This is a genomic window from Kitasatospora sp. NPDC015120 (genome assembly GCF_043080305.1).
Lineage (GTDB): Bacteria > Actinomycetota > Actinomycetes > Streptomycetales > Streptomycetaceae > Kitasatospora.
In genome coordinates this window covers 128,288-155,105 of sequence record NZ_JBIBVJ010000010.1, presented here as the reverse complement: position 1 = coordinate 155,105, position 26,818 = coordinate 128,288, and the positions used below count along the sequence as shown (strand labels likewise).

Annotated in this window: 14 protein-coding genes and 1 pseudogene; 3 read left to right on the top strand and 12 right to left on the bottom strand. The window is 76.2% G+C overall.

The window, feature by feature from the left end:
- Window positions 1-205: 205 nt before the first annotated feature.
- On the top strand, window positions 206-1,705 hold the full coding sequence (locus ACF1AK_RS22790) for a tyrosinase family protein (protein WP_391500645.1): 1,500 nt from the start codon (window positions 206-208) through the stop codon (window positions 1,703-1,705).
- Window positions 1,706-1,738: 33 nt separating this feature from the next.
- Here ACF1AK_RS22790 and ACF1AK_RS22785 read toward each other — a convergent pair whose 3' ends face one another.
- Window positions 1,739-2,350, bottom strand: coding sequence for a DUF5134 domain-containing protein (locus tag ACF1AK_RS22785; RefSeq protein ID WP_391500644.1), 612 nt, complete (start codon window positions 2,348-2,350; stop codon window positions 1,739-1,741).
- A 667-nt stretch (window positions 2,351-3,017) separates the two neighbouring features.
- Entirely contained in the window at window positions 3,018-3,977 is a 960-nt protein-coding gene (locus ACF1AK_RS22780) for a GlxA family transcriptional regulator (RefSeq protein ID WP_391500643.1), read from the bottom strand.
- Between the two features lie 71 nt (window positions 3,978-4,048).
- Here ACF1AK_RS22780 and ACF1AK_RS22775 point away from each other — a divergent pair, with 71 nt between their 5' ends.
- A complete protein-coding gene (locus tag ACF1AK_RS22775) occupies window positions 4,049-4,681 on the top strand; it encodes an HD domain-containing protein (protein WP_391500642.1) in 633 nt (210 codons plus the stop codon).
- 42 nt (window positions 4,682-4,723) lie between these two features.
- On the opposite strand, the gene ACF1AK_RS22770 is transcribed toward ACF1AK_RS22775, so the two are convergent.
- Both ACF1AK_RS22770 and ACF1AK_RS22765 read right to left on the bottom strand, forming a co-directional pair.
- A complete protein-coding gene (locus ACF1AK_RS22770) occupies window positions 4,724-5,515 on the bottom strand; it encodes an ABC transporter permease (protein WP_391500641.1) in 792 nt (263 codons plus the stop codon).
- Window positions 5,512-6,498, bottom strand: a complete 987-nt coding sequence (locus ACF1AK_RS22765) for an ATP-binding cassette domain-containing protein (RefSeq protein ID WP_391500748.1) — start codon at window positions 6,496-6,498, stop codon at window positions 5,512-5,514. The genes ACF1AK_RS22770 and ACF1AK_RS22765 overlap by 4 nt, the downstream gene beginning before the upstream one ends.
- Window positions 6,499-6,976: 478 nt before the next feature.
- Here ACF1AK_RS22765 and ACF1AK_RS22760 point away from each other — a divergent pair, with 478 nt between their 5' ends.
- Entirely contained in the window at window positions 6,977-7,738 is a 762-nt protein-coding gene (locus tag ACF1AK_RS22760) for a GPR1/FUN34/YaaH family transporter (RefSeq protein WP_391500640.1), read from the top strand.
- Here ACF1AK_RS22760 and ACF1AK_RS22755 read toward each other — a convergent pair.
- The 8 genes and pseudogenes from ACF1AK_RS22755 to ACF1AK_RS22720 all read right to left on the bottom strand — a co-directional run.
- Window positions 7,690-8,778 (bottom strand): helix-turn-helix domain-containing protein, encoded by a 1,089-nt coding sequence (locus tag ACF1AK_RS22755; protein ID WP_391500639.1) that lies wholly within the window; start codon window positions 8,776-8,778, stop codon window positions 7,690-7,692. The two genes, ACF1AK_RS22760 and ACF1AK_RS22755, sit on opposite strands and share 49 nt — an antisense overlap.
- Before the next feature lie 118 nt (window positions 8,779-8,896).
- Window positions 8,897-9,649 (bottom strand): carbohydrate ABC transporter permease, encoded by a 753-nt coding sequence (locus ACF1AK_RS22750; protein WP_391500747.1) that lies wholly within the window; start codon window positions 9,647-9,649, stop codon window positions 8,897-8,899.
- A gap of 67 nt (window positions 9,650-9,716) precedes the next feature.
- On the bottom strand, window positions 9,717-10,613 hold the full coding sequence (locus ACF1AK_RS22745) for a carbohydrate ABC transporter permease (protein ID WP_391500638.1): 897 nt from the start codon (window positions 10,611-10,613) through the stop codon (window positions 9,717-9,719).
- Window positions 10,606-11,850 carry an extracellular solute-binding protein gene (locus ACF1AK_RS22740; RefSeq protein WP_391500637.1) on the bottom strand — a complete coding sequence of 415 codons (1,245 nt, stop codon included), beginning with the start codon at window positions 11,848-11,850 and terminating at the stop codon, window positions 10,606-10,608. The genes ACF1AK_RS22745 and ACF1AK_RS22740 overlap by 8 nt, the downstream gene beginning before the upstream one ends.
- Before the next feature lie 114 nt (window positions 11,851-11,964).
- Entirely contained in the window at window positions 11,965-12,753 is a 789-nt protein-coding gene (locus tag ACF1AK_RS22735; RefSeq protein WP_391500636.1) for an alpha/beta fold hydrolase, read from the bottom strand.
- 82 nt (window positions 12,754-12,835) lie between these two features.
- Window positions 12,836-15,583, bottom strand: coding sequence for a helix-turn-helix transcriptional regulator (locus tag ACF1AK_RS22730; RefSeq protein WP_391500635.1), 2,748 nt, complete (start codon window positions 15,581-15,583; stop codon window positions 12,836-12,838).
- Between the two features lie 202 nt (window positions 15,584-15,785).
- Window positions 15,786-16,538 carry a thioesterase II family protein gene (locus ACF1AK_RS22725; RefSeq protein ID WP_391500634.1) on the bottom strand — a complete coding sequence of 251 codons (753 nt, stop codon included), beginning with the start codon at window positions 16,536-16,538 and terminating at the stop codon, window positions 15,786-15,788.
- Between the two features lie 50 nt (window positions 16,539-16,588).
- Window positions 16,589-26,755: pseudogene (locus ACF1AK_RS22720) on the bottom strand (type I polyketide synthase); the annotation flags it as partial.
- Window positions 26,756-26,818 lie beyond the last annotated feature (63 nt).

Sequence of the window (26,818 nt, the reverse complement as noted above, 5' to 3'; positions counted from 1 at the left end):
CCCGCGCCGCGCGGCACGCGGTCCACGCCCGCCCGGTGCGACCCGGCGTCCCCTGCTCCCCGGCGGTGCCCCATCCGGCGCAGCCCGTCTGGCGGCCGGTCGGCGCATCTCCGACTGTTGGCCTGTGCCGATCGTTCGGGTGCGACCCCGGGGTCCGCACACCCGGCGCAGCCGGCCCCCACCAGCGAACCCCAGCGGAGGACGCATGAGCCCCACCGACCCCGGCCCGACCACCGACCAGGTCGTCGCGGCGCCGACCTATCTGGCGGACATCCGCTTCTTCTTCCGGCCCGAGGACATCGATCACATGGGCCAGAAGGGGATCGAGCTCGGCACGTACGACGGGGTGAAGAGCAACGCGCTCGCGATCCACGCCCAGACCGCTCCGCCGGACGCGCAGATGCCCCCGGACGAGGCGGGCAAGTGGAGTGCCGAACGCTCGCAGACCTTCCGCAACTGGATCGTCAACGGGTTCCCGCTCGGCACCGCGACCCCGGCCGGGCCGCCGCCCCCGGCGCCCACGACCCGGGTCCGCAAGGACATCACCACCCTCAGCGACGCCGAGTTCGCGCAGCTGACGACGGCCTTCAAGGGCCTGATGGCCCGCGACCCGAAGGCCCCGGACAGCTACTTCGCCCTGGCCGGGCACCACGGCCTTCCGAAGCGCTTCTGCCTGCACCACGAGAACCGCTACAACCCCTGGCACCGCCAGTACCTGCGCGTCTTCGAGGACGCCCTGCGCACCGTTCCCGGCTGCGAGGAGGTGACGATCCCCTACTGGGACATCTCCACCAAGCTGCCGGACCGGCTGCAGCACCCGCCGTTCGACGCGTACGTGCTGCCGGCCGACCCCGGCGCCGACGCCACGCCGCATCCCGTCCCCGGGTTCTTCCCGTACACGACCAAGCGCTTCCCGGTCGACACCATCGCCCAGAACATGATCGACTTCGGGGTGCTGGACGACATCGCCACCTCGCTCGTCCAGTCGCTGTGGGGCGCCTTCAACGTCAACGGCTACCAGGACTTCTCGATCCAGGCGCACGACGGCGGCCACGGATCGATCGGGCCGACGATGGGCAACCAGAACGTGGCCGCCTTCGACCCGGTGTTCTGGTTCTACCACTGCAACCTGGACCGGCTCTGGCTGAGCTGGCAGACCCGCGTCGGCGCGACCACCCTGACCGGCTTCCGGTCCACCCTGGGGAGCAACACCGACTGGCTCACGCCGCCGTTCAACGCGCTGCCGCCGTACAGCGTGACCGCCGACCGGACGATCGAGACCGACATCTCCTACGACCGGCTGGACCTCGTCAGCCCCGTGGAGGGCGTGTTGGAGAACCTGTCCGGAAGCATCGACGCCGCCCGCACCTTCGCGTTCCGCAGCGCCAACCCGGTCTCGGTCCGGGTGAAGGGGATCGACCGGCTGAACATCCCGGGGTCCTTCGTGGTGAGCCTGCTCGCCGACGGCGAGCCGGTCGCGAAGCGCTACTTCTTCCAGCCGGACGATCCGCGCAGCTGTGCGACCTGCGTGCAGCACGGCATCGTCAACATCGACTTCCGGCTGGCCCACGAGCAGCTGCTCGACCGGTCGCTGTCCGTCCGGATCGACGTGCCCGGGCACGCCGGGGCGAGCGGGACGGCCTTCCCGCTCACCCAGGCGGGCAACCCCACCATCAACGCGCGGCTGCTGGCCGAGGAGGCGTAGCACCCGGCGCGCCCGGCCGGGTCACGCCCGCCGTCAGCTCATGCCGAGCAGCATGTAGACCATGCCGATCGACATCACCGACTGCCGCGCGGCGGCCAGCCGGGGTGAGGGCGCGGCCGGTCCGAAGAGCGGCCGCGCTCCCGCGTGCCGGGCGGCGTCCGCCGGGCGCGGCAGCATCGCACCGGCCCCGCAGGCGGCGTGGGCCAGGAAGTAGGCGGCCAGCGCGAGCAGGGTCCACTCCGGCACCGCCGCGGCGCCCGGGTGGGCGGCGCCGCGGGCGTGGTGGTGCGCCGGCGCCAGGGGCAGCACCAGCACGGCCATCGCGGCGGCGCTGAGGGCGTGGTGGGGGTAGTGCTGCCAGCCGCCGGGGCCGGCGCGGCTCGCGTGTCCGTCGCGTCCCGCGCGGCCCAGGAGCAGCAGGGCCGACCAGGCCGCGCACGCGGCGAGCAGGGCCGACCAGACGGCCTGCGGCAGGGGGTCGAGGGCCGGGGCCATCATGGCGACCATGGCGAGCGCCATCACGATCTCGGTCAGCTCCAGCCGGCGGTCGGCGCAGCGGCGCCCCGCGATCACGAGCGCGCAGTGCACCGCGCACCAGCCGGTCAGGGCGATCAGCAGCACGGTGACGATCACGGGTTCCAGCACGGGGACCCCCGTTCCAGGGCCGCCCCCGGCCCGGTGCGGAGCCGCCGGCCCTTCCCCCACCGTAGGCCCGGGCCCCGCCCGCCGCTCGGGGAGGCGCCCTCGGAACCCGGCAACGCGTTCCAGGTGGTCGCCCTGCCGGCGCTGGTCCACTCCCCGGGGGGGGAGACGCCCGACGGGTGATGCCGGCCGCCGGCCTCGGAGCGGGGGTGTTCGTGCCGGCCGCCTGGGCGAGCACCCGGCCCCGCTGCCCGCCGAGGACCTGCACGCGGGCAACGCGCCGAACAGGACGGTCACCTCCGGCACCGGTCGGGCCGGTCCGGCGGTGACCGGCCCCTTCGCCGTCACGGCGGTGACGCTGCCGGTCGGCCGCGGCAGCCTGGGGCCCCGCCCCGCCGATCTCCGAACGGGCCTCCGTGCCGGGGAGCTTCCGCGCCCTGCTGCGGGAATCGCCGCTGCTGCACGCGGTGCTGACGGTGAGGACGATCGCCGCACCTGGCCACCGACGGCTTCGCCGCCGGGGCGGCCGGGCTGGGCCGCGGCGGTGGACGCCTTCGGGAGCCGGGGGGTCTTCGCGACGACCGGGCTCTGCCTGCCGGGCGCCTTCGGCTACGCGCTCACCGGACGCGGGAGGTGCGAGCGGTGAGGACCGGGCGGCGGGAGCCGCCGGTCACGGCGCCGCCGGGCCCTGGACCTGGAAGGTGGTCCGGTAGTCCGACGGGGAGGTGCCGACGTGGCGGTGGAACGCCGCGCGGAAGGCGGCGGGGCTGCCCAGGCCGCTGAGGCGGGCGACCTGTTCGACGGGGGTCGTGGTGGTCTCCAGGAGCTCGCGGGCCCAGTCGATGCGGGCGGTGGTCAGCCAGGCCATCGGCGAGGTGTCGGTCTCCTGCTGGAAGCGGCGGATGAACGTCCGGCGGGACATGTGGGCGCGGTGGGCCAGTTCGTCGACGCTGTGCCGGTGCGCCAGGTTGCCGAGCATCCAGGCGCGCAGCGGTGCGAGGTCCTCGCCGCGCGCGGCCGGCCGGAAGCGCTCGATGAACTGCGCCTGGCCGCCGGGGCGCTGGGGCGGGGCGACGAGTGCCCGGGCGCGGGCGTTGGCGGCCGCGGCGCCGAAGTCCCGGCGGATGATGTGCAGGCAGAGGTCGATGCCGGCGGTCACGCCCGCGGAGGTGAGGATGTCGCCGTCGTCGACGTAGAGCAGGTTCGGCCGGACGTCGATCCGGGGATACCGGCGTTGCAGCGTGTCGGCGTCCCGCCAGTGCGTGGTCGCGGGGCGGCCGTCCAGCAGTCCGGTGGCGGCCAGGGCGAACGCCCCGGTGCAGATCGACACCAGCCGTGCTCCGTGCGCGTGCGCCGAGCGGATCGCCGCCAGCACGGCGTCGGAGGGCGGGGTGTCCGGCGTCTCGTAGCCCGGGACGACGACGGTGTCGGCGTCCGCCAGCGCCTCCAGCCCGGCGGGCGCGGTGACGGTGAACCCGCCGCTGAGCACCGGCCCGGCCGAGGGGTCGGCGCAGACGGTGACCCGGTAGTGCGAGTCCGCTCCGAAGGCCTGCGCCGGGATGCCGAGGTCGAGCGGGAGGACTCCTGGAAGCGCCAGCACCGCGACCCGGTGCCCATCGATGGCCGACATGGCACGATCCTAGCGCCACCCGGTCTGCGTGCCACTGTCGCGCCCCCGAGGGCGCCTCGTAGCCTGCGGCCATGGACTTCACACTTGAGCTGCCGACCGGCCCCCTGGCCGAGGCCGTCCTCGCCGCCGCCCGCACCTCCGAGTCGCCCTCGGTGGCCAACCACAGCGTGCGCAGCTTCCTCTTCGCCGAGCTCGTCGCCGCCCACGAGGGATGCCTGGAGGACGTCGACTACGACCGCGACCTGCTGTTCGCCGCGACCGTCCTGCACGATCTGGGCGCCGGGGACCTCGCCAAGGGCGAAGCCCGCTTCGAGGTGGAGGGCGCGGACCTGGCGGCCGGACTGCTGCGGCGCCACTACGTCCCCGAGGCGGACGTCGACCGGGTGTGGGAGGCGATCGCCCTGCACACCTCGCCCGGGATCGCCGAGCGCCGGGGCCTGCTGTGCTACCTCACCCGCGAGGGGGTGGGGCTCGACTTCGGGCGCCGCGCGGAGGTCGCCGCCCGGTGGGCGCCGCAGATCCACGCCGCCTACCCCCGTCTGGCCATGGTCCGCTCCCTCGTCGACGCGATCGTGGAGCGGGCCGCCCGGTCGGAGGCGGCGGCTCCCCGCTACTCGATCGGCGGGGAGCTGCTCCGCGAGCGCCGGGCGGAGGGCGTGACCGAGATGGAGCGCGCCGCCGCCTCGTGCCCCTGGGGCGAGTAGCCGCCGCCCGGACGGCCCGCGCCGGGCGGCGGCTCCCGGGACTCACTCGGGGTGGCGGTCGAACACCGACTTCGCCCAGAGGTAGCCGAGCACGGTCAGGCCGAGGCACCAGGCGACGGCGAGCCACCCGTTGTTGCCGATCCCGCTCCCGAGCAGCAGCCCCCGCAGGGTCTCGATGGCCGGGGTGAAGGGCTGGTACTCGGCGATCGGCTGGAACCACCCCGGCATCGCCTCGACCGGGACGAAGGTGCTGGAGACCAGCGGCAGGAAGATCAGCGGCAGGGCGTTGTTGCTGGCCGCCTCGGCACTCGGGCTGACCATGCCCATGCCGACGGCGATCCAGGTGAGCGCCAGGGCGAACAGGGTGACCAGCCCGAAGGCGGCCAGCCATTCCAGGACGGTGGCATCGGTCGAACGGAAGCCGATCGCCACGCCGACGGCGCCGACCAGGACGGCGCTGAGGACGGCCTGCAGCACGCTGCCGACGACGTGCCCGATGAGCACGGACCCCCGGTGGATCGCCATGGTGCGGAAGCGGTCGATGATCCCCTCGGTCATGTCGTTGGAGACCGAGACCGCCGCGCCGACCGTGGTGCCGCCGATGGTCATCAGCAGGATGCCGGGGACGAGGTAGGCGATGTACTCGCCCCGGTCGGCGTGGCCGCCGCCGAGGCCCGCGCTCATCACGTCGCCGAAGATGTAGACGAACAGCAGCAGCAGGAAGATCGGCGTCAGCAGCAGGTTCAGCGTCAGGGACGGGTAGCGGCGCGCGTGCAGCAGGTTGCGCCGCAGCATCGTCGCCGAGTCGCGGACGGCGAGGGACAGGGAGCTCATCGCACAGCCTCCTCGGGCCGGGTCGCGGGGGTGGTGCCGCCGGTCAGGGCGAAGAACACGTCATCGAGGTCGGGCGTGTGCACGGTGAGTTCGGGCGCCTCGACGCCGGCGGCGTCCAGGCGGTCGAGGACCGCCCGCAGGTCGCGCTGGCTGCCGTCGCTGGGGATCTGGAGGTACAGGCCCTCGTGGTCCGCGGTGGCGTCGGGCAGGGCGGCGGCGGCCGACCGGTAGGCCTCCGGGTCGGCGAACCGCAGCCGGACGTATCCGCCGGGGATCTGCCGTTTGAGCTCCTCGGCCGTCCCCTCGGCGACGATCCGGCCGCCGTGCAGCACCGCGATGCGGTCGGCGAGCTGGTCGGCCTCGTCCAGGTACTGGGTGGTCAGCAGGACGGTGACGCCGCCGGCGACCAGTTCGCGGATGATCCGCCACATGTTGTGCCGGGAGCGCGGGTCCAGGCCGGTGGTCGGCTCGTCGAGGAAGATGATCCGGGGGCTGCCGACCAGGGTCATGGCGATGTCGAGCCGGCGCTTCATCCCGCCCGAGTAGGTGGAGGCGGGCTTCTTCGCGGCCTCGACGAGGTCGAAGCGCTCCAGCAGTCCGGCCGTGACCCGGCGCCCCTCGCGCTTGGCGAGGTGGTTCAGGTCGGCCATCAGCCGCATGTTCTCCTCGCCGGTGATCAGGCCGTCGACGGCGGAGAACTGCCCGGTGACGCCGACGGCGGCGCGCACGCCGTCCGGGGCGGTGGCGAGGTCGTGGCCCGCGACCTGCGCCCGGCCGCCGTCGGGTTTGACCAGGGTCGAGAGGATCTTGACGACGGTGGTCTTGCCGGCGCCGTTCGGCCCGAGCAGCGCGAACACGCTGCCGGCCGGGATGTGCAGGTCGACGCCGTCGAGGACGGTCTTGTCCCCGTAGGACTTGCGCAGGCCGACAGCGGTGACGGCGGCGGGTGCCTGCGCACCGGGAGCCCGCCTGGGCTCGGGCATGGCAGAAGACGGCACGGAGTCCTCCCCTTCGAAGGCGTTCGTGACGGCGAGCGCGGGCGCCCGACCTTTCATGACGCTATGGTGGCACCATCGTGGCGCCATGGCAAGCCATGGTGGCGCCGCCCGCCCCCGGCGGCCCGAAGTCGTTGCCCCTGGGGCACGAAGCCGCAGGCGGGAGGCCTGTGACGGCGGCACACCGGGCATCACCGCGAGGGCCGGGCGCCCCCGCGACCACCCGGACCCACCTGATGGCACCTCATGGCGCCGGGTGGCGCCGCGTGGCGCCACCGGGGGCCGGGGTCCCCGGCCGGGCCGGACGGCCACGGCCGGCCCCCGCCCGCCCCGGGTCACCGGGGCACGGGCGCGACAGTGCCGGTACGCCGCGGGACAAGTCACGGTTCGCCCTGATTCCTATCGTTCTGCCACGGGTCCGCCCCCACGGCGGACCGCGAGGCAGCGAGCGAAGAGGAGCGTGACCATGACGGCAGCGGCGGCGGAGGAGCAGCGGGTGTCGGGACCGGACCCGGCGGCGTGGCGGGAGGCCGCCCCGGACACCGGGCCGGTGCCCGGCGGCGGGCAGGAGCCGGACCCGCGCGCGATGGCCCGGATCCACCTGCGGCCCATCGCCTCGCCGCTGCCGCTGGGCTTCTTCGCGGTGGCCATCGCCTCGGCCGTGACCAGCAGCCTCCAGCTCGGTCTGATCGACGGTGCGGGCCGGCAGGCCGTGGCGCTCACGGTCTTCTCCGCGTTCGTGCTCCAGCTGCTGGTCAGCATCCTCGCCTTCGGCGCCCGTGACGTCATCGCGGCGACGCTGATGGGCGGGTTCGCCGGTGCCTGGCTGGCCAACGGGCTGGTCTCGGCGGCGGAGGCGCGGGGCGGGGCGCAGGTGCTGGGCGTGATGAACCTGGCGTTCACGGTGTTCGCCGCCCTGATGGCCTCGGTGGCGAGGCCGAAGAGGGCGCTGTGGCTGCTGCTGATGATCGCCACGCCGCGCTACTTCGTCGCCGCGCTGCACGGGCTGTCGGGCGCGGCCTGGCTGGGCCACCTCGCCGGAGCGCTGGGCCTGCTCCTCGCGGCGGTCGCCATGTACGCGGCCTACGCCCTGATGCTGGAGGAGTTGCGGGGCAGGGAGGTGCTGCCGATCGGGCGCAGCGGGCCCGCGCACCTCGCCATGCACGCGGGGCTGTCCGGTCAGCTGCGCGGGCTGGAGACGCAGGCGGGCGTGCGCCGGAGCCTGTAGCCGTCGGCCGGGGTCCGGTCGGACGGCGCACCGCCCGCGGCCGGTGCGTGCTCCGCCCCCGGCGCAGACTCCTGGACGGCGCGCCATTCGCGCGGGGACATCCCGTAGGCCGCCCGGAACGCCCGGCTGAAGTGCGCGGCGCTGGTGAAGCCCCAGCGGTGCGCCACCGCGGAGATCGTCGTGTGGCGGTGGAGCGCCAGGTCGTGGCGGCACTCCCTGAGCCGGCGCCGCTGGATCCACCGGCGGACCGTGGCGTCCTCGCCCTCGAACAGCTTGTGCAGGTAGCGCAGGGAGATGTGGTGGGCCTGGGCGATGACCTCCGGGGTCAGCTCGGGGTCCGCGAGGTGCCGGTCGATGTACTCCTGGATCCGCAGCAGCAGCGCCCGGTCCCCGCCGGGCGTCTGCGCGCCGCTGCGCCCGAGCACCTCGTCGGCGAGCAGGCCGAGCAGGTCCACGGCATTGCGGGCCATCAGCTTGAGGGTGTGCGGGGCGTACTCCCCGGCGCCGTCCACGAGCCCGGCCAGCAGCGGCGAGAGCAGGCAGCCGAGCGGCGTGTCGGCGCCGAACCGGCGGGCGGTCACCTGAGCGGTCTCGGACGCGCTCAGGCCCAGGACGTCCCTCGGCAGCACGAGGCACTTCACCCGGAAGTCGCCGGGGAGGGCGAGCCGGAAGGGGCGGGCCAGATCGTGGACGACGACGTCCCCGGGCCGCAGGACCGCTTCCCGGCCGTCCTGTTCCAGCCGGGCGGCGCCGGTGTCCAGCAGGGTGACCACCACGGACGCGGCCCGGCCGTCCGTTCCGGCGGTCCGCCCGCTCCGCAGGGCGGACAGGCCGCCGCCCTCCACGGTGGCGGTCCGGAGCCGGCCGAGCGCGGAGGTGCGGACCGTGCCGCAGGACGGCTCACCCGGGACGGTCAGGGGCGCGGCGCCGAGCGTCCGGGCCAGCGCCTCGCGCCACAGCGCCCGCTCGCGCCCGGCGGGCGGCGCGCCGGTGGTGCGGATGCCGCCGCGCGAGCTTCGTTCCCGGACGTCCGTTGCCATGATCCCCGTCCTTCGGCCGGTGTGCCTCGGACTTCACCGTGCCAGCGGACCCGGGGGCGGCGCATCGCGTGAACACGCTAGATCGGCAGGCCGGCCCGGGGCCGGGGCCGGGTGTGCCTCACCGCAGGGCGCCGTCGGTGGCGCCGGCGGTGACGAAGCGCTGGGAGACGACCAGCAGCAGCGCGGCGGGGACGGCCGCCAGGACGGAGGTCGCCATCACGGCGTTCCACTGGTCCGTGTGGGCCCCGAGGTACTGGTAGATGCCCAGGGTGACCGGCCGCACCGACGGGGTGGTGGTCAGGGTGAGCGCGAAGAGGACGTCGCTCCAGGCGAGGAGGAAGGTGAAGACGGCGGCGGTGACCAGGGCGTTGGTGCTCAGCGGGAGCACCACGGACCAGAAGACCCGCAGCCGGCCGGCGCCGTCCACCCGGGCCGCGTCGATGATCTCCCCGGGGAGGGTCCGCATGAACGCGTGCAGGACGACGATCGCGAAGGGGACCCCGGCGGTGGAGTCGGCGAGGACCAGGCCGAGGTGGGAGTCGAGCAGGCCCAGGTCGGCGTAGGCGCCGTGGAGGGCGTTGGCGAGGACGACGCCCGGCACCGTCTGGGTGACGAGCACGCCGAGCAGCACGAGGCGGGTGCCGCGCAGGGAGAACCGGGCCAGCGCATGGGCGGCGGGGGCGGCGAGCGCGAGGCTGAGCACCACGCTGCCGAGGGCCACCACCAGGCTGGTGACGAGATTGCGCCCCTGCTCGCGCAGCGCGACGGCGTAGCCGCCGAAGTCCGGGTGGAGCGGGAACCAGCCGCCCCGCAGGGTGTTGCCCGCCGGCTGGAGGGAGGCGTTCACCATCCAGTAGACGGGGAACAGCATCAGCGCCAGCAGGACGATCGCGACGACGGTGGACAGCGGGCCGCGGCCCCGGGCGCGCCTCACGGGCTCACAGCGCCCGGGCACGGCGCTCGGCCCGCAGGTGGACCAGGGCGGCCAGGAACGAGACGGCGATCAGCACATTGCCCAGCACGGCGCCGCGCCCGAACTCGAACTGCCGGAAGGAGAGCTCGTAGGCCCGGGTGGCGAGGGTCTCGGTGGCGCCGCCCGGCCCGCCGCCGGTCACCACGAGGACGACGTCCAGCACCTTGACCGTGTAGACCACGCCCAGCACCAGCACGACGTTCACCACGGGCCGCAGCAGCGGCCAGGTGATGTGCCGGAACGACGCCAGCGGTCCGGCGCCGTCCAGCTCCGCCGCCTCGTACAGGTGCGGGGGGATGCCCTGCAGGCCGCCGTACAGGAGCGCGGTGGCGAAGGGGACGCCGACCCAGACGTTGACGAGGATCACCGACACCAGCGCCTGCGAGGGGTCGGTGAGCCAGGGGACGCCGGCCGTGGAGAGGCGGAGTCCGCGCAGCACCGTGTTGACGACCCCCGAGTCGGGGTCGAGCATCCAGCGCCACGTCGTGCCGGACACCACCAGCGGCAGCAGCCAGGGCAGCAGCAGCAGCGAACGCAGGACGCCGCCGAGCGGGAAGCTGCGCCGGAAGAACAGCGCGAGGGCCAGGCCGACGGCGGCCTGCCCGAGCACCGAGCCCGCGGTGAACAGCACGGTGGTCGGCAGGGCCCCGGTGAACGCCTCCGAGGAGAGGACCGCCCGGTAGTTGCGCAGTCCGGCGAACGGGGCGTCGCCCGTGTAGAACGTGTCGGCCGTGTAGTGCTGGAAGCTCATCACGACGTTCTCGACGAGCGGGTAGCCGAAGAAGAGCAGCAGGTACGCCGCGGCGGGCAGCACGAACAGCCACCGGGACAGCCGCGGCCCCGGGCGCCACCGGTCAGTCACCGGTCGCGGTCCGCTGGGCGTGCCGGAGGGCTTCCTCCGGGGTCTGCTGCCCGCTCAGCACGGACTGGATCGCGGTGTAGATCCCGGTCGCCGCCTTCGGCCACCCCACGCCGAGCTGTCCCGTACGGGTCCGCGCGTTCTCCACGCCCTGGACGAAGACGGCCGTCGACGGGTTCTGCTCCGCGTACTGCGCGGCGGTCTGCGGGCGGGAGGGGACCGTGACGTGCTGACGGGCCAGGGTGAGCATGTTCGAGGGTTCGGTGAGGCAGGCGAGCACCTGAGCGGCCTTCTCCTGCCGGGCGGCGGAGGGGTTCTGCGGGACCGTCCACACCTCGCCGCCGAGCGGGGTGACCGGGGTCGCCCCCGCCTGCGGCACGGGGACGGGCGCCACCGCCCAGTGCAGGGACGGGTCCTCGTTCAGCGCGGGGATCCGCCACGGTCCGTTGATCATCATGGCCGTCCGGCCGGCGGCGAACTGGTCGTGGACGTCGGCCTGCGTCCAGTTCAGCACCGACTTCGCCATGGATCCGCTCGTCACCAGGTCGGCCCAGAGCCGGAGGGCCTGGGCGGCCTGGGGGCTGTCCAGGTGCCGCTCGTCCCCGCCGTTGGACCACAGGAAGGGCAGGAACTGCCAGCTGCTCTCGAACGTGGCGCTCGCGTCGACCGCCATGCCGTGGCGTCCGGGGCGGGTGAGCCGGGCGGCCGCGTCCTTCAGCTCGTCCCAGGTCCGCGGCACGGCGACACCGGCCTCGGCGAGCATGTCCTCGTTGTAGAAGAGGGCGACCGTGCTGACGTAGGGCGCCAGCCCGTACACCTCGCCCCGGTAGGTGCCGGCGGACAGAATGGGCTCGGAGAAGCCGGCGGTGTCGATGCCGTAGCGCTCCAGCGGCGTCAGCGCGCCGGTCCGGGCGATCTGCTGCAGGTCGGCGTTGTCCAGCATCAGCAGGTCGGGCAGGGTCCGGGCGGAGGCCTGCTGAAGGACCTTGGGGACGAGCGAGGCCGGCGGGACGCTCGTCTGCTCGACGCGGACGCCGGCCCGCCGCCCGCAGGCGGAGAGCATCTCGTCCCACTGGGCGTGCTCGGTGCGGTCGGTGTAGTAGTCGAGCACCGTGATGGTGCCGGGGTCCTCACTGCTGCCGGTTCCGGCGCCGCATCCGGTGGCGAGCGCGACCAGGGCCATGACGGCGGCCAGGCCGGCGGCGGGACGCCGCGTCGGCCGCGGGGCCGGAAGGATCATGGTGGAGTGCCTCGTCGGGTGACTGTTCGTGGCCGGGAACGGCCGCTGTCGTGCGCGTGGGGACTCCCGTGACGTCACGATGACCCGAACCGGCGCCTTCCACTCGACCACATCTTAAACACCCCAGGTCGGGCGCCCGCCGGGGGTGTCCGGGAAGCCCCACGGCGGGAGCCCCGTCAGGCCGGCGGCCTCCCGGATCATCCCCGCCACGGCGTCGGGCCGGGACAGCGCGAGCGCGTGCGAGGCGTCCAGCACGAGTTCGGTGGCGGCCATGCGCTGGGCCATGAAGCGCTGGGCGGTGGGGTTGACGATCCGGTCGGCGGTCGCGATCGCGTACCAGGACGGCTTGGCGGCCCAGGCCGGCGGGCCCGAGGGCTCGCCCAGCGCGCGGCAGGCGACCGGGTGCCGGACCCCGCCGGCCGACTCCCGGGCGCCGGGCGGCAGATCGGCCGCGTAGAGCTGCGGGAAGCGCTCGGCGCGGACGGCCAGGGCGCGCCGCGGGCCGTCGGGCGGCCGGGCGGGCAGGGTGACGGTGAGCGTCGCGTCGGCCACCGGGGCCGGGGCGAAGCGGGCGGCGACGTCCAGGACGCTCTCGCCGGCGTCCGGGCCGAAGGCCGCGACGTAGCACAGCGCCACCACGTGGTCCGCGCCCCCGGCGGCGGGCTGGGTGATGACCGCGCCGCCGTAGTCGTGGCCGACCAGCACCACGGGACCGTCGAGTGCGCGCACCACGCTCCCGATGCGGTCGGCGTCGTGCGCCAGACCGCGCAGCGGGTTCGCGGGGGTGTGCACGGCCAGTCCGTCGGCGCGCAGCCGGGCGGCGACCTCCGCCCAGGTCGAGGCGTCCGCGAACGCGCCGTGCACGAGCACGACGGTCGGCAGTAAGGGGCTGGATCGGTGCACTCCGGCGACCTCCGACTCGGTGGTGGCCCCAGCCAAGCGCGCCCGGCCGGGGCGGCGCATCGCGTGAACGTACCAAGTGCCCTCAGTCGGCGGGCAGGCTCATGACCAGGTTGGCGAGCTGCACCCGGGAGTTGACCGACAGCTTGCGGAAGGCGGACGTCAGATGGGTGTTGACGGTGTGCGGGGAGAGGAAGAGCTGCTCGGCGGCCGAGCGGTTGGTGTGGCCCTCGGCGACCAGGCGCGCGATCCGGCGCTCCGAGGCCGTGAGGGACTCCCACCCCTGCACGGGTCGCGGGGCGGTGGCCGTCCGGCGGGCGCCGGACGCCCCCGCGTCCGCCAGCACCCGCTGCACCCGGGCCGCCGCGCCGTGGCCGCCGGACGCGGCGAAGGCGTCCCGGGCCCGCGTCAGCGCGGCCACCGCCGGGCGCGTGCGGCCCGCCGCCAGCAGCGCGCGCCCCAGGTCGGCGCAGGCGTCGGCGCGCACCAGCGGGCGGGGGCTCGCGCCGAGCAGTTCCGCGGCGCGGGCGAGCAGGGCGGGGTCGTCCGCCACGAGCCCGCGGGCCTGCGCCGCGAGGCCGGTGGCCGTCGGCACGGCGGGGTTGCGGTCCGCGTGGGCGGCGGCCTGGGCGGCGAGGTCCTCGGCGAGTTCGCGCTCCCCGGCGCGCAGCGCCAGGCGGGTGGCGAGGGCCACCGAGGTGCGCAGGATCCGCCAGCGCATGAAGGGGCCCTGCCGCTGCACCAGCCGGATCCGCTCGGCGGCGCGGTCGAGCTCGCCGTCGGCCCCGGCGTGGAGGGCCTCCAGGAAGCCCACGGCGGCGGTGTTGCCCGGGTTCGGCTTGGCCGCCAGCCGTTCCCGGGCGGCGGCCAGCTGCTCCCGCGCCGCCGCGCGCTCACCGCGCAGCAGCGCGATCCGGGAGCGGAGCACCCGGCCGTTCACCTGCTGGACGCGGATCCGCAGCTCGTCCTCCAGCCGTTCCATGGTCACCAGGTGGGCCTCGGCGTCGTCGAGCCGGCCGAGGCCGAGGTCGTGCTGGCCCTGGGCCCATGCCAGCATTGCCTGACGCGCCGCGCCGGTGTCGGCCTCGCCCAGGAGCAGCCGCCCGGCGGACCCGAAGTCGTCCAGGTGCAGGTGCGCGACGACCTCCTCGGGCAGGAAGGCCGGATCGAGGGCGCTCAGCGCGGCGAAGCGTTCCAGCGCGGTGGCGCTCTCCCCCGCGTTCTGGGCGATCTCGCCGAGCGCGGACAGCGCCAGGACGTGCGCCTCCCGGTCGCCGGTGGCGGTGGCGGCCCGCAGCGCGGCCTCGCCGGCCTCGCGCGCCGCGACCAGGTCCGGTTCGCGGGACAGGGCCAGCGTGCGCAGGGCGGCCAGCCTCGCCGCGACCTCCGGGGCGGCGGCGCCCGTGGCGAGGGCGGCCTCGGTCCGCCGGCGCAGCTCGCCGGCCAGGTCGAGGTCCCACAGCGTGCCGCCGAGGGCGGCCTGCAGCCGCCCGAAGTCCTCCAGCGGCGGCCGCTCGGCGAGCAGCGCGTCTCCCGTCGCCAGGGCCTGCGGGCTCCGGCCCGCCCGGGTCAGGCAGCGGACGGCCTGCTCCCCCGCGCCGAACCGCAGCGGGCCCGGCGAGGGGGCGAGTTCCAGGGCGCGCGTCATGAGGTCGGCGGCGAGCTCCGGTGTCACCGGCAGCACGTCGTCGGCCGCGCGCCGCAGCAGCTGCACGGCCTCCTCGTCCCCGGGCAGGGCTCCCCGGAGGATGTGCGGCACCGCGTCGACCGGCCGGTGCCCCGCCGCGACCAGGCTGCGGGCGGCCTCCCGGTGCAGGGCCTTGCGGGCCGAGGGCGGGATGCCGGCGTAGACCGCCTGGCGCAGCAGGTCGTGCCGGAACGCCAGCCGGTCGCCGTCGTCGTCCAGGAGCCCGGCGCCCACGGCCTCCTCCAGCGCCGGGACCAGGGCGGCGGCGGGCCGGCCGCAGAGCGCGGCGGCGGCGTCGAAGCCGAAGCCGCGCCCCAGGACCGCTCCCATCTGGAGGAAGCCCAGGGTGTCCGGCCGCAGGGACCGCAGCCGGCCGCGCACGCCCACCACCAGGCCCGGCGGCACGGGGTGGTCCGCCGCCCCCGCCGTGCGCAGGCCCCTGAGCATCTCGACCGCCAGGAAGGGGTTGCCGCCCGCTCCGTCGAGCAGTTCCCGCGCCGCTGTGCCGACCGGCGTGCCGAGCGTGTCGCGGGCCAGCCGGCCGATGGCCTCCCCGGACAGCGGGCCCAGCGGGACGGTGAGCGTCGGGAGGTTCCCGGCCGCGGCGGCGACGATCTCCTCCGCCGGAGCGGCGGGCGCGCGCCGGCCGGTGAGCAGCCAGAGCACCGGCGAGGTCCGCAGGCGGGTCGGGAGCTGCTGCAGGGCGAAGCGGCTCAGCGTGTCGGCCCACTGCACGTCGTCCAGGCCGACCAGGACCGGCATGCCGCCCGCCCGCGCCTCGATGGCCTCCGCGAGTCGTTCCACCAGCCAGATCCGCTGGTCGTGGTGGCGGGCGAGGTCGGCGAAGTCGTCGCCGGAGAGCAGCGGCCGCTCGCCGTGCAGGACGGAGGTGGCCAGCGACGAGAGGGGCACGATGTGGTGCAGTTCGTCGGCCTTGCCGACGCCGGCCGAGAAGCCCGCCGCCCTCGCCCTGGAGACGGCCTCGGCGAGCAGCGTGGTCTTGCCGATGCCCGGTTCGCCCTGGATCAGGGCCAGCCCGCCGCTTCCGGTGCGGGCGACCGACGCGATCAGCGCGGTGAGCTCGGCCAGCTCGGCCTCCCGGCCGCGCAGACCGCTGCGGGACAGTGGACCGTCCGCTGCCGCCATCTCCGACTCGTCCCGTCCGCACTCGCCCGCCGGAACCGGGGTCCGCCCGGTCCCCGGAGAGTCTACCTACCCGGCGTCACTGCCCTGACCTGGGCCGTCGCGCCCCGGAGGGATGCCTGGAGGGCGGGGAGCGGGGGCCGCGCCGGCCCCGGAGCGGGTGTCCGCCGCTCCGGGGCCGGCGCGTCCGCGCGGGCCGGGACGCTCAGCGTGCGGTCAGCCGCTCGGTCAGCGCCTCGATGACCGCGGCCTGGTGGTCGGCCAGGTAGAAGTGGCCGCCGGGGAAGACCCGCAGGTCGAAGGGGCCCTCGGTGTGGTCGGCCCAGGCGGCGGCCTCGTCGACGGTGACCTTGGGGTCGTCGTCGCCGACCAGGGCGGACAGCGGGCAGCGCAGGGCCTCGCCGGGCTCGTAGGCGTAGGTCTCGGCGGCCCGGTAGTCGGCGCGGGTGGCGGGCAGGATCATCCGCAGGATCTCCTCGTCGCCGAGCAGCCGGTCGTCGGTGCCGCTCAGGCCGCGGATCTCGGCGATCAGGCCGTCGTCGTCGCGCAGGTGCACGGTCTCGGTGCGGTGGGTGGAGGGGGCGCGGCGGCCGGAGGCGAACAGGCCGGCCGCCACCAGCCCCTTCTGCCGCTCCAGGCGCCGGGCGACCTCGAACGCCAGGGTGGCGCCCAGGCTGTGGCCGAAGAGGGCCAGCGGCCGGTCCGTCCAGGGCAGCAGCGCGGCGAAGACCTGGTCGGCGAGGTCGGGGACGTTGTCGACGAGCGGTTCGGCGCGGCGGTCCTGGCGTCCGGGGTACTGGACGCACAGGACGTCCACGGACGGCGGCATCGCCCGGGAGACCGGGAGGAAGTAGCTCGCGGAGCCGCCCGCGTGCGGCAGGCAGACCAGCCGGACCGCGGCGTCGGGGCGCGGGTGGAACCTGCGGATCCACCGGTCGTCGTCAGCGGGATGGTTCACGGGAGGTGTCGCTCCTTGCGTCGTGGGTGGGAGGGGGCCGCCGGCGGTGGTCACTGCCCCGCCGGGCCGAGCGTGTCCAGCCAGGCGTCGACCGCCGCGGCGGCCTCGTGGGCGTGACGTTCCATCAGGGTGTAGTGGTTCCCGGGCACTTCGACCACGGTGTCGGCGTGCTCGGGGGCGGCGGGGCGGTCGTCGGCGTCCGCCCCGCCCCGGGCCATCCATTCCGCGGCCCGGACGACCAGCGTCGGCGCGGCGGCCCGCGGGGCGTCCCAGTCCTCGAAGATCCGCAGGTAGCCGCCCATCGCGGTGAGCTGGGTGCCCGGCGCGGAGACGAAGCCGAAGCGCTCCGACTGCCCCTCCACCACCGCCGACTGGAAGCGCTCGCCCATCCGCTCGCGCCGGGTGAAGCTGTCCAGCATGACGATCCCCGCCACCGGACGGCCGAGCCGCTCCAGGTGGCAGGCGACCGCGTGGGCCACCCAGCCGCCCGAGGAGTAGCCGACCAGCACCACCGGCCGGCCGCCCACGCTGCGTTCGATGGCCGTGGCGTGCACCTCGACCAGCGCGGCGACGTCCTGCGGCAGGGCCTCCCCCGGGACGAAGCCCGGCTCGGACAGCGCCCAGATGCCGCGCCGGCCGCCGAACGCGGCGGCGAACCGGGCGTACTGGTGAACGCCCGACGGCGCCATGTACGGGCCCAGGCAGACGAGTTGCGGGCCTTCCCGGTGCTGCGCGAAGAGCACCGGCGCGGGCAGGTGGTCGGCGGCCGAGTCCGCGGCGAAGACCGGCCGCAGCCGGGCGGCGGCGGTGACCAGCTCGATCCCCTCCGCCATCCGGCCGAGTTCCCCGGCCCGGCGGTAGAGCGAGACGATCAGGTCCTGCGACTCCGGCTCCGGCTGCGGCTGCGCCGGTTGCGGCGCGCCCGCGGGCTCCCCGGCCCGGGGGCCGCCGCGCTCCGCCAGCAGGGCCAGCAACCGGCGCCCCACCTCGGCCGGGGTGCGGTGGTCGAAGGCCAGCGTGCTCGGCAGCCGAAGGCCGCTGGCCCGGCTGAGCCGCTTGCCGAACTCGACGGCGGTGAGCGAGTCGAAGCCCAGCTCCAGGAAGACGTGCTGGGCCTGGACCGACTCCTTCGAGGGGTGACCGAGCACGGCCGCGGCCTCGCCGCGGACGAACTCCACGACCTCCGAGGCGTGTTCGGTGACGGCCAGGCCCGCCAGCCGGCGCAGCAGCGGAGGCTCGGCGCCGTCCTCGGCGGCCTCCTCGCCCTCCTGCGCGGCGAGCAGCCGGGCGACCTCGGGCAGCGCGCCGATCAGCGGGCTGGGCCGGGCCGCGGTGAAGCCCGGCACGAAGCGCTCCCAGTCCACGGCGGCGACCACCAGCGTGGTGTCCTCGCACTCCACCGCGCGGCGCATCGCCAGGACTCCCAGCTCGGGGCTCATCGGCTCCAGGCCGCGCAGCCGCAGCCGCTCCCCGGCGGCGGCGTCGACCATGCCGCCGCCGCCCCAGGCGCCCCAGGCGACGGCGGTGGCGGCCAGCCCGCGGGCGCGGCGGTTCTCGGCGAGCGCGTCCACGAAGGCGTTGGCGGCCGCGTAGCCGGCCTGGGCGCCGCTGCCCCAGGCCGCGGCGCCGGAGGAGAAGAGCACGAACGCGTCCAGCTCCCGCTCCCCCAGCAGGTCGTCCAGGTGCGCGGCGCCCAGCGCCTTCGCGCCCAGCACGGCGGCGAGGTCCGCCTCGGTGGTGTCGGCGAGCAGCGCGGGCGCGCCGCCCACTCCGGCGGCGTGCACCACGGCACTGAGCGGCGCCAGGTCGTCCAGCGTGGCCACGAGTCCGGCGACCGCCGCCCGGTCCGCGAGGTCGCAGGCGGCGAGCGTCACCTTGGCGCCCAGTGCCTCCAGTTCGCCCCGCAGCTGCTCGGCACCCTCGGCGGCGGCCCCGGCGCGACTGGCCAGCACCAGGTGCTCGGCGCCGTCGGCGGCGAGCGCACGGGCCACCCGGCCGCCGATGAAGCCGGTGCCCCCGGTGACCAGCACGGTGCCGCGCACCCGCCAGGGCCGCGCGGCGGGACCGGCCGGGCGCGGGGCCCGCACCAGCCGCCGCGCGTACGTGCCGTCGGCCCGCACCGCGAGCTGGTCCTCGGCGGTGGCGCCGCAGAGCACCGCGGCCAGGCGGCGCAGGATCCGGCCGTCGGTGGCCGCCGCGCCCCCGGGCAGGTCGACCAGACCGCCCCAGCGGGCGGGCAGTTCCAGGGCGGCGACCCGCCCCAGCGCCCAGACCTGCGCCTGGGCGGTGCCGCGCAGCGGAGCGGGGGCGGTGTCGCGGGCGCCGGTGTCGGGCCCGTCGACGGAGACCGCCGCCCGGGTGGCGCACCACAGCCGGGCCGCGATCCCGGCGTCGCCGAGCGCCTGCACCAGCGTCAGGGTCCGGCCCAGGCCCAGGGACAGGCCCGGATGCCCGGGGTGGGGCCGCTCGTCGAGCGCGAGCAGCGACAGCACCCCACGCGGGCCGTCCGCGCCGAGGCCGTCGGCGGCCTCGCGCAGCCGCCCGGCCAGCGCCCGCCGGTCCTCGTCGTCGCTCACGCTCAGCCGGACCACCTCGGCGCCGTGCAGGGCCAGGGCGTTCAGCGCGATCCCGGCGGCGGGACCGGCCACCGGCTCCGGCGGAAGCAGTACCAGCCAGCTCCCGGCCGGGCCCGGCACGGCCGGCTCCGGGACGGACTGCCAGCTGATCCGGTAGCGCCAGCCGTCCGCCTCGGCGTCCTCGCGGCGGCGCCGGTGCCAGGCGGAGAGCGCGGGCAGGGCCGAGCGCAGCGTGGCGTCCTGCGCCAGCCGCCCGTCCCCGGTCAGCGACGCCAGGTCCTCGCGTTCGACGGCCGCCCAGAACTCGGCGTCCGCCTCCGGGGCCGCCGCCGCTGCGGCGGGCCGGGCGGCCGTCTCCAGCCAGTACCGACGGCGCTGGAAGGGGTAGGTCGGCAGGTCCGTCTCCCGCGCGTCCCAGCCCGCGAAGACGGCGGACCAGTCGGGCCGCACCCCGTGGGTGTGGGCCTCGCCCAGCGAGATCAGGAAGCGCCGGGCGCCGCCGTCGCCGCGCCGCAGGGTGGGCACCACGGCGGGTGGCAGCCCGCGCCGCGCGTCGGCGTCCGGTGCCCCGTCCTCCTCGCGGGTGACGGCGTCGACGGTCTCCTGGAGGCCGAACGCCAGCACCGGGTGCGGGCTGACCTCGACGAACACCTGGTGGCCGTCGGCCAGCAGCCGCCGGGCGGCCCGCTCGAACTGCACCGGCCGGCGCAGGTTGCGGTACCAGTAGTCGGCGTCCAGCTCGGCGCCCTCGACCACCTCGCCGGTGACGGTGGAGTAGAAGGGCACGGCCGGCGCCTTCGGGGTGATCCCGGCCAGCATCCCGGCGAGTTCCTCGCGCAGGACCTCGACCTGGGGGCAGTGCGAGGGGCAGTCCACCCGGACCCGCTTGGCCGCCACCCCCTCGGCCTCGCAGACGGCGAGCAGTTCCGCCACGGCGTCGAGGTCGCCGGCCACCACCACGCTCTGCGGGCCGTTGACCGCGGCGACGCTCAGGCGCCCCTCCCAGCGCTCCAGCCGCCCGGCGGCCTCCGCCTCCGGCAGCGGCACCGAGACCATGCCGCCCGGCACCCCGGCCAGCAGCCGGCTGCGCAGCGCCACGATCCGCGCGCCGTCCTCCAGCGACAGCGCGCCCGCGCTGCAGGCGGCCGCGATCTCGCCCTGCGAGTGCCCGACCACGGCGGCGGGCCGCACCCCGCAGGAACGCCACAGCTCGGCGAGCGAGACCATGACCGCCCAGAGCACCGGCTGGATGACCTCGATCCGGTCAAGGCCGGGCGCACCGGGCACCTCGCGCAGCACGTCCTCCGCGCGCCAGTCCACGTACGGGGCCAGCGCCCGGGAGCAGGCGGCGACGCTGTCGCGGAACACCGGGGAGGAGTCCAGCAGGCCGACCGCCATGCCGGACCACTGCGAGCCCTGGCCGGGGAAGACGAACACGGTCTTCGGCTCGCCGCCCGCGGTGCCGCGTGCCACCAGCCGGTGCGAGCCGCCGGTCGCCAGCGCTTCCAGACCCGCGGTCAGCTCCGCCCGGTCGCCGCCCACCACGACCGCCCGCTGTTCGAAGGCGGCGCGGGTGGTGGCGAGCGAGTGGCCGACGTCCTCGGGCCGCAGCTCGGGCCGCGCGCGGAGCAGTGCGGCGAGCGAGGCCGCCTGCTCCTCCAGCGCGCCGGCCGTCCGGGCGGACAGCGGCAGGACCACCGCCACCGGTTCCAGCGGCAGCCGCCGCGGGGCGGCGCCGGCCTCCGGGGCCGGGCGGGCCGCAGGGGGTTCCTCGATGATCACATGGGCGTTGGTGCCGCTCATCCCGAAGGAGGAGACGCCGGCCCGGCGGGGACGGCCGCCCGGGGGCCAGGCCACCGGCTCGGTGAGGAGTTCCACGGCGCCCGCCGACCAGTCGACGTGCGGGGTCGGCTCGTCCACGTGCAGGGTCCTGGGCAGCAGCTCGTGCCGGAACGCCTGCACCATCTTGATGATGCCGCCGACCCCGGCGGCGGCCTGGGTGTGGCCGATGTTGGACTTCAACGACCCCAGCCACAGCGGGCGTTCACGGTCCTGGCCGTAGGTGGCCAGCAGCGCCTGCGCCTCGATCGGGTCACCCAGCCGGGTGCCGGTGCCGTGCCCCTCCACGACGTCGACGTCCGCCGCCGACAGTCCGGCGCTCGCCAGCGCCCGGCGGATCACCCGTTGCTGGGCGGGACCGTTGGGCGCCGTCAGGCCGTTGGAGGCGCCGTCCTGGTTGATCGCGCTGCCGCGCACCACCGCCAGCACCCGGTGGCCGCGGCGCTCGGCGTCCGAGAGCCGCTCCACCAGCAGCAGGCCGACGCCCTCGCCCCACCCGGTGCCGTCGGCGGCGGCGGCGAAGGCCTTGCAGCGGCCGTCGGCGGCGAGCGCGCGCTGCCGGCTGAACTCCACGAAGGCACCGGAGTTGGACATCACGGTGACACCGCCGGCCAGCGCCATCGAGCACTCGCCCTGGCGCAGCGACTGGACGGCCATGTGCAGGGCCACCAGCGAGGACGAGCAGGCGGTGTCCACGGTGACCGCCGGGCCCTCCAGGCCGAAGGTGTAGGAGATCCGCCCGGAGACCACGCTGGCCGCGTTGCCGGTGCCCAGGTAGCCCACCACGTCGTCGGAGACCTCCAGGCCGCGCTGGAGGTAGTCCTGGTAGCCGGTGCCGACGAACACGCCGGTCGGGGTGCCCCGCACGGTCGTCGGGTCGATGCCGGCCCGCTCGAACAGCTCCCAGGCGGTCTCCAGCAGCAGCCGTTGCTGGGGGTCCATGGCGACGGCCTCGCGCGGGGAGATGCCGAAGAAGGCGGCGTCGAAGTCGGGCAGGTCGTGCAGGAAGCCGCCGGAGCGCGCGTAGGTGGTGCCCGGGTGGTCGGGGTCGGGGTGGTAGAGCGCGTCCAGGTCCCAGCCCCGGTTGCCGGGGAACACCGACATCGCGTCGGTCTCCCCCGCCACCAGCTGCCACAGGTCCTCGGGGCTGCGCACGTCCCCGGGGAAGCGGCAGCTCATCGCCACGATGACGATCGGGTCGTCGTCGCGGTCGGCCGTCACGGGCCCGTCCTCGGCGCCGGGCCCGGTGGCCTCGCCCAGCAGGTCGGCGAGCAGCCGCCCCGCCAGCGCCTCGGCCGTGGGGTGGTCGAACACCACGGTGGTGGACAGCTGGACGCCGGTGGCCCGGGTCAGCCGGTCGCGCAGTTCCACCGCGGTCAGCGAGTCGAAGCCCAGCTCCCGGAACGGCCGTCCGGGTTCGACCAGATGGGGGCCGCGCAGCCCGAGCACGGCGGCCGCCTCGGCGCGGACCAGCTCCACCAGGGCGCGTTCCCGCTCGGCGGGCTCGGCCCCGGCGAGGGTGCGGCGCAGCGCTCCGGCCTCCTCGGAGAGGTCGCCGTCGCGCGGCTCCGCGGCCGGCCGCAGGGCCGCCCGGACCTCGGGCAGCTCCGACAGCAGCGGACTGGGCCGCACCACGGTGAACGCCGGGGCGAACCGCTCCCACGCCACGTCGGCCACCGTCACGGCACTCTCGCCGCGCTCCAGCAGCCCGGCCAGCGCGGCGATCGCGGCGCCCGGCGCCAGCGGCCGCAGGCCCCGGCGGCGCAGGCTGCCGGCCACCTCGGCGGAGCCGGCCATGCCCGACTCGGCCCACGGGCCCCAGGCGACGGCGGTCGCCGCGAGGCCCCGGGCCCGGCGGGCCTGGGCCAGCGCGTCCAGGGCGGCGTTGGCGGCGCTGTACGCGCCCTGGCCGCCCCCGCCCCAGGTCCCGGCGATCGAGGAGAAGAGCACGAACGCGTCCAGCGGGCGGTCGCCGAGCAGGTCGTCCAGATGGGCCGCGCCGGCGGCCTTCGCCGCGACCACGGCGGCGAAGGCCGCCGGGTCGGTGTCGGCGAGCATCGCCGCGGTGTCGACGCCGGCGGTGTGGACCACGCCGGTGAGCGGGTGCTCCGCCGGGATTCCGGCCAGCAGCGCGGCCAGCGCGTCCCGGTCCGCCACGTCGCAGGCGGCGATCGTCACGCGGGCGCCGAGTTCCTCCAGTTCGGCGCGCAGCTCGTCGGCGCCCGGGGCGGCGGGGCCGCGCCGGCTGGTCAGCACCAGGTGCTCGGCGCCGCGGCCGGCCAGCCAGCGGGCGACGTGGCCGCCGAGCGCACCGGTGCCGCCGGTGACCAGGACGGTGCCGCGCGGCGCCCATCCGTCGGCGGCGGGGGCCTCGGGGGTGAGGCGGGTCAGCCGGCGGGCCAGGACCGTCGTGCCGCGGACGGCCAGCTGGTCCTCCTCGCCGTCCGAGGTGAGGACGGCGACCAGCCGGGCGAGTGCCGGCTCCTCGGAGGCGGGCCGCTCCTCCCCCGGTCCGGCGGCCGGCGGCAGGTCGACCAGGCCGCCCCAGCGGTCGGAGTGCTCCAGGGCGGCGACCCGTCCCAGACCCCAGATCTGGGCCTGGGCGGGGTCGGCCGGCTCGTCGGCGCCGCCGGCCGCCACCGCGCCGCGGGTCACGCACCAGAGCGGTGCCTCGACGTCCGCGTCGCCGAGGGCCTGCACCAGGGTCAGGGTCGGTGCCACACCGGCGGGCAGCGCGGCCGCCTCCTCGCCCCGGTCGTCCCCCCGGTCGTCGCTCCGGCCGTCGTCGCCGAGGGCGAGCAGCGAGACGACCGCGCGCAGGGGCACCTCGCCGTCGGCGGCCGCGCGCAGCCGCGCCGCGAGGGCCTGCCGGTCGGCGGGCCCGTCGAGCTCCAGCACGCCGACGTCCGCGCCCCGGGCCGCGAGCGTCCCGCGCAGCGCGTCCGCGGTGCTGCGCGCCCCGGTGCCCGCGGGCACCAGGAGCAGCCAGCGGCCCTGCGCCGTGCCCGTGCCCTGCGCGGCGGCCGTGAGGTGCGGCAGCGAGGTCCAGGTGACCCGGTACTCCCAGCCCTCCGCCGTCGGGTGCTCGCGCTGCTCACGGGCGGCCGGCTCCAGCCAGTACGACTCCCGCTGGAAGGCGTAGGTGGGCAGGTCGATCCGGCGGGCGTCGGTGCCGGCGAACACGGCGTCCCAGTCGAGGGGGGTGCCATGGGCGTGCAGCCGGGCGAGGGCGGTGGTGAAGGACTCGGGTTCGGGGCGGTCGGCGCGCAGCGCGGGGACGGCGAGGGCGTCCGCCAGCGTCTCCTGGACCATCGGGGTCAGGCCGCCGGGGCCGACCTCCAGGAACGCCGTCGCGCCCTGGGCCGCGAGCGTCTCCACGGCGTCGGCGAAGCGGACGGCGTGGCGCACGTGGCGCACCCAGTAGTCCGGGTCGGCCAGCTCCTCGAAGGTGAGGAGCCGGCCGGTCAGGGTGGAGACGATCGGCCGCTCGGGTGCGGTGAAGGTGACGCGCTCGGCGACCTCGCGGAAGCGCGCCAGCATCGGTTCCATCAGCGGCGAGTGGAAGGCGTGGGAGACGGTGAGCCGTTTGGTGCGGCGGCCCTCCAGCAGCCCGACGACCTCCGCGACGGCGTCCTCGGTGCCCGACAGCACCACCGAGGCCGGGCCGTTGACGGCCGCGATGCCCACCCGGTCCTCCCGGCCCGCCAGCGCCAGCAGTACCTCGCCCTCGGCGGCCTGCACCGCCGTCATCGCCCCACCGGTCGGCAGCTGCTGCATCAACCGGCCGCGCGCCACCACCAGTTCGGCGGCGCCGGGCAGCGAGAGGGCGCCCGCGACGTGCGCGGCGGCGTACTCGCCGACCGAGTGACCGGCGAGGAAGTCCGCCCGCACCCCCCAGGACTCCACCAGCCGGAACAGCGCCACCTCGATCGCGAACAGTGCCGGCTGGGTGAACTCCGTGCGCGCCAGCAGCTCCGCGTCCTCGCCGAACACCACGTCCCGCAAGGGCCGTTCGAGGTGGACGCCCACGGCGGCGCAGACCTCGTCGAACGCCTCCGCGAACACCGGGAACGACGCGTGCAGTTCACGTCCCATCCCCAGCCGCTGGCTGCCCTGGCCCGAGAACAGGAACGCCAGCCCGGCGTCCCGGCCGGTCACCCCCTCGACCACCTGCGGCGCCGGGCCGCCCTCCGCCAGCGCGCGGACGCCGTCGACGAGTTCGGCGAGGTCCGTGCCGACCACCACCGCGCGGTGCTCCAGCGCGGCGCGCGAGGTCGCCAGCGCGCGGGCGACGTCGACCGGCCGCACGTCGGGCAGGCCGATGACGTGGGAGAGCAGCCGTTCCGCCTGCCCGCGCAGGGCGGCCCGGCTGCGGGCGGAGACCACCCAGGGCACCGGCGCCGCCGCCTTGACGGGCAGCGGGGCGGAGCGGGCCGACGGCTCCTCCTCCGCCTCGGGCGCGGCCGGAGCCTGCTCAATGATGGTGTGCGCGTTGGTCCCGCTCACCCCGAAGGAGGAGACGGCGGCGCGGCGCGGCCGCTCGCCCGCCGGCCAGGCCACCGGCTCGGTCAGCAGCCGCACCGCGCCGCTCGACCAGTCGATGTGCGGGGACGGCTCGTCCACGTGCAGGGTCCTGGGCAGGACCTCGTGCTGGAGCGCCTGCACCATCTTGATGATGCCGCCGACCCCGGCCGCGGCCTGGGTGTGACCGATGTTGGACTTCAACGAGCCCAGCCACAGCGGGCGTTCCTCGGGCCGGTCCTGCCCGTAGGTGGCCAGCAGCGCCTGCGCCTCGATCGGGTCGCCGAGCCTGGTGCCGGTGCCGTGCGCCTCCACCGCGTCGACGTCCGCCGGCGAGAGCCCGGCGCTCGCCAGCGCCTGGCGGATCACCCGCTGCTGGGCGGGACCGTTCGGGGCGGTCAGGCCGTTGGAGGCGCCGTCCTGGTTGACGGCGCTGCCGCGCACCACGGCCAGCACCGGGTGCCCGTGGCGCCGGGCGTCGGAGAGCCGCTCGACCAGCAGCAGGCCGACGCCCTCGCCCCAGCCGGTGCCGTCCGCCCCGGCGGAGAAGGACTTGCAGCGGCCGTCCACCGAGAGGCCCTGCTGGCGGCTGAATTCGGTGAACATCCCGGTGCTCGCCATCACCGCCGCGCCGCCGGCCAGCGCGAGCGAGCACTCGCGCCGGCGCAGCGCCTGGACCGCCAGGTGCAGGGCGACCAGCGAGGAGGAGCACGCGGTGTCCACGGTCAGCGCCGGGCCTTCGAGCCCGAAGGTGTAGGAGAGCCGGCCCGAGGCGACGCTCGGCGCGGTGCCGGTCAGCAGGTAGCCCTCCAGCTCCTGGGCGTTCTCGGCGTCGCCCGCGTACCCCTGGTAGGCGAGGCCGACGAAGACGCCGGTGCTGGAGCCCTTGACCGAGAGGGGGTCGATCCCGGCCCGCTCGAAGGTCTCCCAGGCCACCTCCAGGAGCAGCCGCTGCTGCGGATCGGTGGCCAGCGCCTCGCGCGGTGAGATCCCGAAGAAGCCCGGGTCGAACTCCCCGGCCTCGTGCAGGAACCCGCCCTCGCGGGTGTAGCACGTGCCGGGGCTCCCGGGGTCCGGGTCGTAGAGGTCCTCCAGGTCCCAGCCGCGGTCGGCGGGGAAGCCGGAGACCGCGTCGCCGCCGCGCTCGACCAGCTGCCAGAGCTCCTCGGGGCTGTTGACCTGCCCCGGGTAGCGGCAGCCCATCGCCACGATGGCGATCGGGTCCTGGTCCTTGGCCTCCGCCTCGTGCAACCGGCGCCGGGTCTGCTTGAGATCGGCCGTCACGCGCTTGAGGTAGTCGAGCAGCTTCTGCTCGTTCTGCATGTCTCGTTCACCCGCCATGAG

Coding starts and splice junctions, on each gene's coding strand:
- ACF1AK_RS22790 (WP_391500645.1), top strand. CDS start 206: ATGAGCCCCACCGACCCCGGCCCGACCACCGACCAGGTCGTCGCGGCG.
- ACF1AK_RS22780 (WP_391500643.1), bottom strand. CDS start 3,977: ATGTCGGCCATCGATGGGCACCGGGTCGCGGTGCTGGCGCTTCCAGGA.
- ACF1AK_RS22775 (WP_391500642.1), top strand. CDS start 4,049: ATGGACTTCACACTTGAGCTGCCGACCGGCCCCCTGGCCGAGGCCGTC.
- ACF1AK_RS22770 (WP_391500641.1), bottom strand. CDS start 5,515: ATGAGCTCCCTGTCCCTCGCCGTCCGCGACTCGGCGACGATGCTGCGG.
- ACF1AK_RS22765 (WP_391500748.1), bottom strand. CDS start 6,498: ATGCCCGAGCCCAGGCGGGCTCCCGGTGCGCAGGCACCCGCCGCCGTC.
- ACF1AK_RS22760 (WP_391500640.1), top strand. CDS start 6,977: ATGACGGCAGCGGCGGCGGAGGAGCAGCGGGTGTCGGGACCGGACCCG.
- ACF1AK_RS22755 (WP_391500639.1), bottom strand. CDS start 8,778: ATGGCAACGGACGTCCGGGAACGAAGCTCGCGCGGCGGCATCCGCACC.
- ACF1AK_RS22750 (WP_391500747.1), bottom strand. CDS start 9,649: ATGCTGTTCCCCGTCTACTGGATGGTGAACGCCTCCCTCCAGCCGGCG.
- ACF1AK_RS22740 (WP_391500637.1), bottom strand. CDS start 11,850: ATGATCCTTCCGGCCCCGCGGCCGACGCGGCGTCCCGCCGCCGGCCTG.
- ACF1AK_RS22730 (WP_391500635.1), bottom strand. CDS start 15,583: ATGGCGGCAGCGGACGGTCCACTGTCCCGCAGCGGTCTGCGCGGCCGG.